This window comes from Enterococcus sp. DIV0240d, assembly GCF_051711245.1.
Classification (GTDB): Bacteria; Bacillota; Bacilli; order Lactobacillales; family Enterococcaceae; genus Enterococcus_D; species Enterococcus_D casseliflavus.
Genome location: NZ_JBIOMG010000001.1, coordinates 1,287,955 through 1,300,028, shown reverse-complemented (window position 1 = coordinate 1,300,028; position 12,074 = coordinate 1,287,955). Strand labels below are relative to the sequence as shown.

At 44.5% G+C, this 12,074-nt stretch carries 14 protein-coding genes; 5 read left to right on the top strand and 9 right to left on the bottom strand.

The genetic code is table 11. The features are described 5' to 3' along the window. Positions 1 to 100: 100 nt before the first annotated feature. The 5 genes from IGJ25_RS06165 to IGJ25_RS06145 all read right to left on the bottom strand — a co-directional run bounded on the left by IGJ25_RS06165 (position 101) and on the right by IGJ25_RS06145 (position 5,096). A complete protein-coding gene (locus IGJ25_RS06165; protein ID WP_225000976.1) occupies positions 101 to 1,135 on the bottom strand; it encodes a LacI family DNA-binding transcriptional regulator in 1,035 nt (344 codons plus the stop codon). Positions 1,136 to 1,276: 141 nt separating this feature from the next. Next, positions 1,277 to 1,879, bottom strand: a complete 603-nt coding sequence (locus tag IGJ25_RS06160; RefSeq protein ID WP_005225485.1) for a hypothetical protein — start codon at positions 1,877 to 1,879, stop codon at positions 1,277 to 1,279. After that, on the bottom strand, positions 1,876 to 2,736 hold the full coding sequence (locus tag IGJ25_RS06155) for a carbohydrate ABC transporter permease (RefSeq protein ID WP_005225484.1): 861 nt from the start codon (positions 2,734 to 2,736) through the stop codon (positions 1,876 to 1,878). Before IGJ25_RS06155 ends, IGJ25_RS06160 begins: the two co-directional genes overlap by 4 nt. Then, on the bottom strand, positions 2,736 to 3,647 hold the full coding sequence (locus tag IGJ25_RS06150) for a carbohydrate ABC transporter permease (RefSeq protein ID WP_005234717.1): 912 nt from the start codon (positions 3,645 to 3,647) through the stop codon (positions 2,736 to 2,738). The genes IGJ25_RS06155 and IGJ25_RS06150 overlap by 1 nt, the downstream gene beginning before the upstream one ends. A 132-nt stretch (positions 3,648 to 3,779) precedes the next feature. Continuing rightward, positions 3,780 to 5,096: an ABC transporter substrate-binding protein gene (locus IGJ25_RS06145; protein ID WP_438779161.1), complete on the bottom strand. Its 1,317-nt coding sequence runs from the start codon at positions 5,094 to 5,096 to the stop codon at positions 3,780 to 3,782. Between the two features lie 242 nt (positions 5,097 to 5,338). Between IGJ25_RS06145 and IGJ25_RS06140 the strand changes: the two genes are divergently transcribed. Next, on the top strand, positions 5,339 to 5,857 hold the full coding sequence (locus IGJ25_RS06140) for an isochorismatase family protein (protein ID WP_010747758.1): 519 nt from the start codon (positions 5,339 to 5,341) through the stop codon (positions 5,855 to 5,857). Positions 5,858 to 5,912: 55 nt separating this feature from the next. On the opposite strand, the gene IGJ25_RS06135 is transcribed toward IGJ25_RS06140, so the two are convergent. Beyond that, positions 5,913 to 6,197, bottom strand: coding sequence for a hypothetical protein (locus tag IGJ25_RS06135; RefSeq protein WP_026008050.1), 285 nt, complete (start codon positions 6,195 to 6,197; stop codon positions 5,913 to 5,915). A 287-nt stretch (positions 6,198 to 6,484) separates the two neighbouring features. On the opposite strand from IGJ25_RS06135, the gene IGJ25_RS06130 reads away from it, so the two are divergent. The 4 genes from IGJ25_RS06130 (at position 6,485) to IGJ25_RS06115 (ending at position 9,249) form a co-directional block, all read left to right on the top strand. Then, on the top strand, positions 6,485 to 7,618 hold the full coding sequence (locus tag IGJ25_RS06130) for an alcohol dehydrogenase catalytic domain-containing protein (RefSeq protein WP_074534994.1): 1,134 nt from the start codon (positions 6,485 to 6,487) through the stop codon (positions 7,616 to 7,618). 19 nt (positions 7,619 to 7,637) lie between these two features. Then, entirely contained in the window at positions 7,638 to 7,982 is a 345-nt protein-coding gene (locus IGJ25_RS06125; protein ID WP_015509287.1) for a YrhK family protein, read from the top strand. Positions 7,983 to 8,010: 28 nt separating this feature from the next. Continuing rightward, positions 8,011 to 8,226 (top strand): DUF378 domain-containing protein, encoded by a 216-nt coding sequence (locus tag IGJ25_RS06120; protein ID WP_008379021.1) that lies wholly within the window; start codon positions 8,011 to 8,013, stop codon positions 8,224 to 8,226. A gap of 180 nt (positions 8,227 to 8,406) precedes the next feature. Continuing rightward, positions 8,407 to 9,249 (top strand): hypothetical protein, encoded by an 843-nt coding sequence (locus IGJ25_RS06115; RefSeq protein WP_225000979.1) that lies wholly within the window; start codon positions 8,407 to 8,409, stop codon positions 9,247 to 9,249. Positions 9,250 to 9,300: 51 nt separating this feature from the next. Here IGJ25_RS06115 and IGJ25_RS06110 read toward each other — a convergent pair whose 3' ends face one another. The 3 genes from IGJ25_RS06110 to IGJ25_RS06100 are packed head-to-tail and all read right to left on the bottom strand — an operon-like array spanning position 9,301 to position 12,065. Continuing rightward, positions 9,301 to 10,164: a formylglycine-generating enzyme family protein gene (locus IGJ25_RS06110; protein ID WP_225000980.1), complete on the bottom strand. Its 864-nt coding sequence runs from the start codon at positions 10,162 to 10,164 to the stop codon at positions 9,301 to 9,303. A 15-nt stretch (positions 10,165 to 10,179) separates the two neighbouring features. Then, positions 10,180 to 10,956: a sulfite exporter TauE/SafE family protein gene (locus tag IGJ25_RS06105; RefSeq protein ID WP_225000981.1), complete on the bottom strand. Its 777-nt coding sequence runs from the start codon at positions 10,954 to 10,956 to the stop codon at positions 10,180 to 10,182. Continuing rightward, the gene (locus tag IGJ25_RS06100; RefSeq protein WP_225000982.1) at positions 10,953 to 12,065 is read right to left on the bottom strand and encodes a radical SAM/SPASM domain-containing protein; all 1,113 of its coding nucleotides are present in this window, start codon (positions 12,063 to 12,065) and stop codon (positions 10,953 to 10,955) included. The genes IGJ25_RS06105 and IGJ25_RS06100 overlap by 4 nt, the downstream gene beginning before the upstream one ends. Between the last annotated feature and the right edge of the window lie 9 nt (positions 12,066 to 12,074).

Sequence of the window (12,074 nt, the reverse complement as noted above, 5' to 3'; positions counted from 1 at the left end):
TTCGTTTTCTCCTTTATTTTTAACTGTAAACGTTTACTACAATCAGTATAGTTGTTTAGTTAATGTTTACACAACCCCTAAAATAAAAAAAGATCAGACGTCACTGATCTTTTTCGGCAATCGATTCTCTAATGATCAATTCACTGCCACAAACGACGCGAACAGGCATCGTTCGCACCCCAAGGATTTTATTTTTCGCTAATTCGACACTCATCTGCCCCATCTCTTCAGCTTTCATCTTGACGGAAGACAGTGCGGGCGTCATAAATTGCGCCATTTCGATATCATCAAAACTAACGACTGACACATCTTTAGGAATCGATAGCCCCGCTTCAGCGAGTGCCTTGTAAACCCCGACAGCCATAGGATCGCTGGCAACGACGATCGCTGTGGGGCGAGGATTCATTTGCGCGATCTGCTGACCAAAATGCAAACCAGTCTCTGGTGACCATTTCCCCTGCAGCACGGTTGTGAACTTTTCCAATTTATTGAGCAGCATCCATTGGCGGTAGTTTTCTGCTCGAATCTCTTGTTCATCGTAAACGACTTCGCCAGAAATCGTCACTCGGCTGGCAACACCGCCCACAAAGGCAATATTCTCATGGCCCTTCTCTTTTAACAACGTGAGGATCTGGTGAGTCTTTTGGGCAAAATCGGTTTGGATGCAATCGTAGCTGGGTGCTTCACTATAATTATCCACCAGGATAATATTGGCATTTTGCTGACTGATCTCTGCCAAAGCATCGCTGGTCATCTCTCCAATAATAATGACTGCGCCATACTTCGCCAATTGTACCAAATCTTTTTGAGGCTCCCGCATGGAAAAGGCCCGAATCGTTTTTAAGCGCCACTTCGCCGCTTCCTTTTCGATCCCATTGCGGATCATCATAAAATACGGATCGTTTCTTTCCGACTCTCGATCGTGGCGGGTAATGATGGCAATCGTGTTTTGGTCGCCGACTTCACGGGAATGGGGTTGATTTTTTTCTTTTGAATAATTCATTTGGTTGGCGATCTCAATGACTCGCTGACGCGTGTGTTCATTGATACTGAAGGTTTCATCATTGTTAAGGATTCTAGAAACACTTGCTACCGACACCCCGGCTAATTTCGCGATATCTCTCATACTTGCCATAGCTGCACCTCATCTGTTTACTGTTTACTAAATTTACATTCAGCATAGGCATAATTTTTGACCCTGTCAACCTTCTTTTCACAAAAAAACCGAAACTCCTTAGCTTTTCACTAAGGAAGTTTCGGGATACCCATTTGTTTTCTATTTGAGCGCTTGGTCACAGAGCACGACATTGACCAAATACAAGGTGCTGATCCCTAAGACCAATAAGTAGACAGGACCAAACAGCAAAAAGGTCAAGACAAGCGTCACTGTTGCTAAAAGATGCGCCAGTACTCGTTTGGGTGAACGAGCAAACTGATAAAAACTATAAAACAATGAGCTGGGCTGCTGCGGATAGGTGTGAAGCAGCCTCGTTTGATAAAGTAAGACCAAGCAAAACAAGCCAAAGGTGAACGCTAACGCGTAACTAGCGATCTGAAACAGCGGGTGCTGCAAACGGCTAAAGATAAAGCTGTCCGCCAAAAGCAGCAGGAAGAATAGACTGAGCAAACGGTCTTGCCCTTTTCTTGTTGTCCACTGTTGATGAAATGCCTGCTGAAAACGAGCTTTGCTGCTTGCCTCCAAGCCATCGTTACGCAGTTCCGTCAACGTCTCGATCAATGCTCGACTAGCGGTGGTACTCGTGATCAAAGGCAAGGAATACAACAGCCACATGCCTTGTAAAACCAGTAAATGCGGAAGCCAGTTGATGCCAGTCAACAGCGCTTGGTTTAAGCGTTGCGGGGTAACTTTTGTTCTCATCCTTTGGAACCTCCCGTCAGATCCATTCCCTCAATAAAGTAACGTTGAGCGAGGAAGAACAGCAAGATCGTCGGCAATAGCACAAGCGTTGCTCCTGCCATCAAGTAGTTCCACTGGGTCGTTGATTGGTTTTGGAAAACTTGCAGGCCAATCTGCAGCGTGTACTTTTCTTGGTTTTGAATATACAGTAATGGTCCTAAGAAATCATTCCACGCCCCATTGAAGGAGTTGATGGCAATCGTGATCAGCGCGGGTTTCGTCAATGGGATCATTAGATGGCTCCAAATATAAAGATGATTGGCGCCATCGATCTTAGCGGCTTCGATCAATTCATTGTTGACGGACAAGTAAAACTGCCGCATCAAGAAAATGTTAAAGGCGTTGCCGAAAAACGCTGGAACGATCAGCGGCAGATAGGTGCCGACCCAGCCGATTTTGGAAAACAAGACATATTGCGGGATCATCGTCACAAAGCCAGGAATCATCATGGTAGACAAGACGAGGGCAAAGATCAGATTTTTTCCTGGAAAGGCCAATTTTGCAAACCCATAAGCAATGAAGGAATTTGATAAGACATTCCCGAAGACTACTAAGACAGTAATGAATAAGGTGTTTTTTGCATACTGCCAAAAAGGAAAGGCGTTGATGGTCTCCAAATAATTGCCAAGATTGATTTCTTCTGGGAAAAAGGTCGGCGGGTAACGCACGATCTCCTCCATCGGTTTCAATGACGTAAAGACCATCCACAGCAAAGGAATCAGCAGCACGATCCCGATGATCGACATCACCACATAGCTGATGATTTTCTTGACTCGCTGTTGGCTTGATTTGCTTCGCGTTTTTGTCGTCATTTCCATTAGCTGCCACCTCCGGTATAGTGAACCCAGCGTGGTGCCAGCTTGAGATTGATAAAGGTCAAGACTAAGACGATCAAGAACAAGATCATCGACATTGCCATCGCATAACCCATATCAAAGGCAACAAATGCTTTGTTCCACATATGCAAATTATAGAATAGCAGCGAATTCGCCGGACCGCCGGTACCATTTTTGGTCATCACGTATGCTTCTTGGAAAATTTGAAAAGAACCGATCGTTGAAGTAATCACATCATAGAAGATGATTGGCGTGATCAAAGGGATCGTAATATTTTTGAATTTCGCCCAGACTCCCGCCCCATCGATCTCAGCCGATTCATACAGCGTCGGTGAAATATTTTGCAAGGTAGCTAGATACAAGAGCATCGCGCCCCCCGAACTCCAAATCTTCATCAAAATCAACGCTGGTTTCGTCCATTCAGGATCAAACAGCCATGCTGGACCTTTGATATTGAACCAGCTCAAGAAGGTATTGATCAATCCTGCGGAAGGAGATAATAATTGCATCCATAAGACGTAGACGGCAACCCCTGAAAGGATCGCTGGCAAGTAAAAGGTGGTTCGGAAAAAACTGATTCCGCGGATTTTTTGATTCAATAACGTGGCTAGAAAGACACTGAACAACGTGGTTAAGGGAACATTGAAGAGTACAAAATACGCCGTGTTATAGAGAGATTTCCAAAACAGGGTATCTTGCGTAAACATGCGGGTAAAGTTCTTAAAGCCGATAAAATTCATTTTCGAAGTCAGATTGTAATCGGTAAAGCTTCCTACGAAGGAAAACAGCATGGGCCCTAACATAAACACCACGAACCCAAGCAAAAATGGTGCTACGAAGAAGTAGCCCCAAAGAGCTTCTTGCCGTTTACTTTTTGAACGCTTTTTTGGCATTCCTTCCACTCCATTCTATTTTTACTCATTGTTTGTTCAAGAAAACATGTCCGCTTCGCAAAGCAGAAAGCAAAGCCCAGTCCGCTAACCGACTGGACTTTCCTTCTTTTTTAAAAACGCTCGTTTTGAGGTTTATTTGTTTTGCTCAACAAGATCTTCCACCGCTTTTTGCGCATCTGCCAACCCTTCAGCCGGTGTTTTGCTGCCTAGCATGATTTGGTCGATCTGTTCATTGACAAGACTGCTGAAGTCAGGCGCTGTCAATGGCACAGGCGTGATCACCGTATTGGTAAAGTTTTCATCCGCCATTTGGTAGATCATTTGGCCGTTTTCATCTAGATTGTCGTTGTTGACCAAGTTTTCGTTGGCTGTCCGATTCGCCATGATATCAAAGCTCTTCTCACCAAATTTCTCTTGAACTTCTGGTGTCGACAAGTATTTGATAAACTCATAGGACGCTTCAGGATCTTTGGCACCGTATGGCACTTCTAGGACGAACCCGCCGCCCCATGACCAGTGACCAGAGCCGCTTTCTTTTTCAGGAATTTGAATGACCCCAAATTCAAAGTCATCTGGTGCATTTTCCGCCAAACTTGAGTAGTAGTTGATGTTTTGCGCACGCATCGCCACTAATCCAGAAATGAATGGATCGGCAACCCCTGAACCAAATTCAGCTTCTAAGCGATTGATGGTATCTTGACCATAATACTCTTGCCAGTCTAAGATCCATTCCAACGCTTCCACTTTGTTGTCTGTATCGATTTTGACGTTCTCGTCCTTGTCAAACCAGCTGACGCCATCGTCGGCATTCAACGCCCACACGTCAGCGCCTAAATTCCACAATGGGTAAAAGCCGATCCGCTCAAAGTCATCACCGTTTTTGACATCTAATTTACGAGCAACTGTTTCTAACTCCTCCCACGTTTGTGGCAGTTGCTCTTCACTGATACCAGCCTCTTTAAAGAGTGTCTTATTGTAGAAAATCACTTGCGTATCTGTATTGAATGGAACGGCATAGGCATCCCCTTCGTACTCCACCGTATCCCATAATTGCGGATAAAATTCATCAGAAAAGCCCTCTTCGATATGCTCGCTTAAATTCGTTGCTTGCTGCGCTTCTGCCCGCTGAGCAACAGAATTGATATCTTGTACAATAACATCAGGCGGATTGCCAGCAGTGATCGACGACAGTGATTTTGTCCAAATATCGCCCCAAGGCTGGTAGCTGTATTTGACCTCGATTTTATCTTGTGACGCATTAAAATCATCAATAATTTCTTCAATTACTTCTTGTCTTGCACCAGACCCCCAGAAGGACCAAAAGTCCAACGTCGTTTTGCCATCTGCTGACTCATTCCCCGAGGAATCAGCGGTTTCACTGTTGCCGCATCCTGCCGCCAGTACACCAACTGAAAAAAGCAAAGTCCCCATATAAAATAACTTTCTCATTTAACCTAACCTACTTTCATTTATTTTTAATGTACTATTTAAAAGCTATCACTACTTCTTCTTTTCAGCAAACAAAAAGCATCGTGATTCGAATAAAAAAATAACGTTTTTACCGTTTCTCGACAAGAAGAGCGTTTTCTTTGAAAATATAAAAAAAGTGGGGCATCATAGAAATAGCACCTATTTTTCAACCTCACGTCAGACCATTTGAAAAACGATGTTTATAGAAAGGGAGTAACCACATGCTAGTCATTGTCGATATGCAAAACCAAATTCTCGATGAAGAGAACGAAGCGTATGTGCCAGATGGCGCCGCTCTCGTCAAACGAATCGCCAAGCGCCTAGAACAAGCACGGGCGGATGGAGAGTACATCTTACACACCCGCGACATTCCAATCGAAGTCAAAGGAACGCCTGATGAAGAAGCCGATGCCCTGCAGCTGATCCCAGAACTTAAGCCTCTCGAAAATGAAAAAGTCGTCAAGAAATACTATTACAGTATTCCACCTGAAGTCTTGATCGACATTAAGAAAAATCTATTTGAACCTGAAGAAGAAAAGAAAATCGAAATCACTGGTGTTGAAACCAACATCTGTGTCCTTTCCAATACCATCGAGATCCAAAGCGCCTTTCCTGACGCTGATTTCACTATCAATAAAACATTAGTCGCTGGTAAAAACCACGAGTCGCAAGGACTCGACATCTTACGAGACTTCAATGTCCAAATCATTGATGGCACAAAACAAACCAATGACCAATAGGTAACGAAAGCTCCCTGTTCAAGGAACAGAGAGCTTTTTCAATTTGATTATTCATTTAATTCATTGAGCCATCTAATAGCTCGGTCGGAATTTCAATCCGAACCTCATTTTCAGTCTGACAGTTTGGACATACGAAGGTTCCTTCGATGGCTTCCTTCACTTCCCCGTAAGCATAATGAATAGCGATTTCATCTTCTGCCAATTCATTCGTTTCCAACGGTGGTACCATGGTTAATTGCCCCTCGCTGTCTTCTTGTAAATGAACGACCAGCTTCCCATCAAAGTTTTCATTGCAATTCGTGCAGGAAGCTTTTCCTCGAATCGTTAGATCCATGATCATCCCTCCTCATTTCTTGTCACTGGTTGATGCAGGTTCCGTTAGATACTCGTAACGCATGCATGCTTCACTTTAATAGTGTCACGCTTTCACTTTTTTAGCAAATCATCTGTTTTTCTTTTTTTAAACCATTGATGAAGAAAAAACAAATCAACCGTTTTGAGCGTTTTCGTTGTCAAATCGTTAAAATCCTTGCAGAATTAAATTATCTGTTACTAAAAAGTAAAAACGTGTTGTTGAAAAAATTAGTGATTGTCCGAACTTATCTGAACAAACAAGGAGGAAAAATGATGCAAGCAGTAACCTGGCAAGGAAATCAAAAAATGGACGTTCGTCGTGTAGAAGATCCAACGATTTTAGAACCGACGGATGCGATCATCCGAATCACCGCAACTGCGATCTGCGGCTCTGATCTCCACCTTTACCACCATGGCGGCTCGGTTTTGGAAGAAGGCTATGTCGTTGGTCACGAACCAATGGGTATTGTCGAAGAAGTTGGCAGTCAAGTACAGAAACTAAAAAAAGGCGACCGCGTCGTCATCCCTTTCAATATCGGTTGCGGCCATTGCCACTTTTGTCAAAATGAAATGGAAAGTCAATGCGACAATTCTTCAGAAGATACATTGTATGGCGGCTTATTCGGTTTCGGAAAAATGAACGGCAACCACTGGGGCGGTCAAGCCGAATTCTTGCGGGTTCCTTTCGCAGATTTCACTTCGTTTATCGTACCTGAATCAACGATCCCTGATGAAAAAGTATTGTTTTTATCTGACATCTTACCTACAGCGTATTGGAGTGTCCAAAATGCTGGCGTCAAAAAGGATGATACCGTGATCGTCTTAGGCTCAGGCCCAGTTGGGTTGTTTGCCCAAAAATTTGCCGTGATGGCAGGCGCTAAGCGGGTGATTGCCGTGGACCCTGTTGCTCATCGCTTAGAAAAAGCCAGCAGCTACAATCAAGTCGAAACATTCCAATTGGATGATTTGGCTACTAGTGCTGATGAACTGTATGAGCTGACCAAAGGTGGCGCTGATGTGATCATCGACTGTGTTGGGATGGATGGTTTAGAACCCGTCAAAGAAAAAGCCAAAAACCTAGTCAGCTTGCAAAGTGGAACGATCTCACCGATCCAGATGGCCGCCAAAGCAGTCAAAAAATTTGGTACCGTCCAAATCACTGGCGTTTACATGACACCAGCTTCTTCTTATCCATTACAAGAATTCTTTATGCGTAACATCGATGTCAAACACGGGCAAGCACCTGTGATCCATTTGATGCCAAAAATTTATGACATGATTGCGGACGGTTTGTTTGACCCGTCACAGATCATCACCCACACGATGCCTTTAGCAGATGCTGCCAAAGCGTATGAGATTTTTGACAAAAAAGAAGACAAGAACATCAAAGTTGTCTTGAAACCTTAGCACAAATAAAGGAGCAGTGATGGCACCTATGCCAAAAATCAAACGGAGTGAACATCAATTCGATCCGGGAAAAGAAGAAGATGTGATCATCAAGGCAAGTCGCTTTCGCATCTATTTTCAAAATCGCTACATGTTGATCTCACTTACGAATGATATTTTGACGGGCTTGTTTTATATTTTCGGAAGTATCGTTTCATTAACTAGTTTGCCTGCGATATACGGAACGATCGCCTATTTGATCGGCGGTGTCTTTTTGACCATTCGCCCGCTGATTAAAATCGTTCGCCATGTCTATATCTATAATGAGCGCAATCAAGAAGGCGAGAAAGAAAAAGATGTCACCATCACCGACGATGAACGTTGATGGGGCGACAACTAGAGAGGAGTTTCCTATGTTAAAAACATTTGATGGGATCGCACTGACCTTATTGATCATCGGCGGTATCAATTGGCTGCTGGTCGGCGCCTTCGAGTTTGACCTTGTCGCAGCGATCACCGGCGGCAGCACGTCGATCATTGCCCGCGTCATTTATATTCTAGTTGGGATCAGCGCATTGTATAGCCTGAAATTCTTTCCAGCTATCGCCCGCCAACAAACACTCGACTAAATGAAAATAAAACCTGCATCTGCGGTATCCTGACCCTAAAAAGTTAGATTTTTGGTCTAACGTTTTGAGGTCGCATCTGTGGATGCAGTTTTTTTGTCTACAATCATTGAAAAAAAACACTAGTTGTACTACTCTTGTATTTAACCTACTATTTTCGAAAAAATAAAAAGGACGTGACTCATGACCCCACCTACTAGACCCTCACTGATACGTCGGATACTCGGCCGGATACTTTTGCTATTGATTTTCTTATTTATTCTAAGTATTATTGGCGGAATCATTGTTTTAAATAACCTCACCATCGCAGAAAATTGGTTTGGTCTGAATGAATACCAAGTCGTTGAAACCAGGCATCAGATCATTCGTTTGTTCCCCTATTTTTGGGTAGCAGGGATCCTGCTGGTCTTTTTGATCGGTCTGATCATCGGCATCAAGAAACGCAAAAAATCGCCATTCTATTGGTTATTCTCATTGCTCTTGCTGCCAGTGATTCTCTTTTGTATTGGCGTAGTTTCCACCTTTTTACCTGTAGACCGCCAACTCTTTCGAGAAGAAGCCAGTGCCAAAGAAATTATGGCTGCGCTGCCGAATCAATCCTCATTCAAAGACAAAGAGCTGCAACTGGTCAGCTATAGTTTTCACATCCGCAATGTCCCGCTAAAAAGCGGCATTTATGCAGTTGCGCGAGTGATCAATCCAAACACAGGCCTGCAAGACGAGTATTGGTATTACCCAGAAAATCTGTTGACCAAATGGAAAAAAGACGACGATACGATCGAGCTTTCGATGGAAGATACGATTGCCTTTGATACCATCGATTGGGGCGTCATTCCCAAGATCATCAAGGATTCTGAGGCACGAGCAGCTCAGCTGGATCACTATGTCCCTGGCGTCAGCATCGTCATTTTAAACGGCTTCCAAGGTGAATGGACTTGGACCGTTGGTTTAAATGGGATTCGTAATCGCACCGAGATCAATTATGTTTATGATCTCAAAGGAAATTATCAATCCGAATGGCAATAAAATAAGCGGTACCTATCCACGTGAATAGGTGCCGCTTTTGCTTTTATCGGTTTACTGATCCAAGTCTTTGACACACCGAAACCCTAAATTATTGGCTGCCGACATCCCAGAATTACCATTTCTAGCGGCAATTCGGTATCGTTTGCAATAGGATTCGTGGCACAAAAACGAACCGCCGCGAGTCGCATACACTTGATCATCTTGTGTTTGATTCCTTGCCCAAAAGGTTTGTCCCGTCTGTTGTTGAAACTGTGTCAGCGGGATGCGGGCAGGATTGACGCACCATTCCCAGACGTTACCGATCACTTGATACAGACCAAAGCCATTGGGCTCATACCATTTCGCAGGCGCTGTATTGGCAAAGCCATCTGCTTGCGTGTTGCTTTTTGGAAACTCTCCTTGCCAAATATTGCAATGATAGGTATTTTCTGCCAAAAATTCCCTTCCCCAAGGATATTTTTCAAAACTTGTCCCGCCTTTTGCAGCGATCTCCCACTCTGCTTCTGTCGGGAGGCGTTTTTTTGCCCAGTGGCAATAGGCGATCGCATCGTTGCGAGACACCTGAACCACTGGGTGATCCATCCGCTGGGCAATCGTTGAATCAGGTCCTTCAGGATGACGCCAATCTGCGCCGCTAACCGCGTACCACCAAGCCATATTCGGTACCTTTTGACTGCGGTGTTTCGTTTGCTCACTTAAAAAATAGTGAAAAACGAACGACCAGCCAAAGCGCTCAGCTTCTGTGACATATCCTGTTGCTTCCACAAAAACTTGGAAAGCTTGGTTCGTCACCGTCGTGGCATCAATGGCAAATGCTGGGCTGTCGAGGCTGATTTGCGGTCCCTCAAGATCCTCGGCAAAGCCGTCCATCGTATTCGTGCCGATTCGATAAGTTCCTGCTGGAATCGTTGGCATCTGCTTGCCTCCTTTTTACAATAATTGATAGCCATTGTACAGATTGATCAGTAACACCAGCACGATCACAGTTTGAAATACCAGTGTCACTCGCTGCGGTGACAGGACGTTGCTGGCCTTGGCGCCTAACAGTCCTCCCACGATCGCGGCTGGAATAACAAACCACAAAATTTGCAGATCATACGCACCAAAACCTGTCGTAAAAGCGATCGTCAAAATTTTCGCCAGCTGTGAGAAAAAAATCGTACAAATTGAATAAATCGTCGCCTCTTTGATCGGCATGGCAAACAGCAGCATCAATAAAGAAACATTGATGGGTCCGCCGCCGATCCCCAGCAAACTGGCTAGAAAGCCGAGAATCAAGCCACAAGCTGCATACCAGCCAACTTTTTCCAACGCAAACCCGCGCCAGTTATATTTTGTATACAAAAAAGCAAACAATAGTGTCAGCACGGTCACAAGGATTTGGATCAGCTGAACCATCTTGTCGTCTCGAAAGACCAGCAATAACCGTTCAAAGGCAACATTGCCTAAAACACCGCCTAACACAGCGCCGCCAGAAACCCACAAGGCAATCGACCACTTGATTTTCCGTCCACTGGCTAATTGTCTAGCTGTCGAAACGATGGACATTGTGAAGACCGCTGTCGCCGAGTAAAAAGAGATCGCAGCAACAGAATGGGCGCCGATAAAATCGAAAATCGGTTTGATCAGCACGCCGCCTCCCATGCCCGAAACTGCCCCTACGGCATTTGCTAAGACGATCACGAGAAAATAAATCAGTCCGATCATTGTCTCACCCCTTGCAAAAGCCCCAGTATCTCATTGATTCTAGGTGTAAAGTCTTTTAACAGCTCCTGATAGCCGCAAAAACCCTCACTATCCACGTACATTGCATCTTTCATTCGTTTACAGCCTCCTCGGCACATTTTTTGGAAAGGACATTGCGTACACTTCGAAGGCATGTCTTTTTTCTGGCACAAAAACTGCTGCGAACAGTCTTGAGAAAACAATTCCCGCAACGTTTGCTCTTGGATATAGCCCATGCGAAACTCATCTAATACATAAAAGTCACAAGGATAGACACTGCCGTCGGCTTCGATCACATACTGCACTTGGCAATTGCCTAGAATCCCGCAGGCAGTTACTTGCTGCCGCACCAATAGATTCAATAAGTCATCGAACAGCTTGATACTTAGGTAGTGCCCTTGCGTCAATTCCTGCAGCCAAAACGCCAACAGCTGCTGATAAAAGCCAGCAAAGTTTCTTGGTGTCAAGGCATAGTCGTTGGTTGATGTGGCATCCAAATCAGCCAAACAAGGAATGAATTGCACAAATGCAATCTGCTCTTCCTTGAGAAAGTCAAACACACGCTGGGCTTCCTTTGCTAACGGATTTGTCAACACGCACAAGACATTGTACTCGATCTGATAGGCATCCAATAACCGCTTGGTCTGTAAAACCCGCGCAAAGGTTCCCCGCCCTTTGGCGTCTAATCGATGCCGATCGTGCGCAAGCGGATGCCCATCGATCGACAGCCCGACTAAAAAGCGATGCTCTTTCAAAAAACGACACCACTTGTCATTGATCACCATGCCGTTGGTCTGGATCGCATAGTGCACTGTCACTTGCTTTTTTTGCGCCGCAACATAAGCCGTTAGTTTTCTAAAATAACTCAGCCCCGCCATCGTCGGCTCTCCGCCTTGAAATGCCAACGTCAAATGATCGCCAGCTTCTAAGTCTGCATAAATGTTTGCAATCATCTTTTCCATTACATCCTCTTTCATTTTGCCAAAGGAACGCACTTCACGCAAGGAACTGACGTTGGCATAAAAGCAATAGGTGCAGCGCAGATTGCAAAGAGAGGATGCTGGCTTGATCAATACGGAGATGTGTTTCATTTTTTGTTC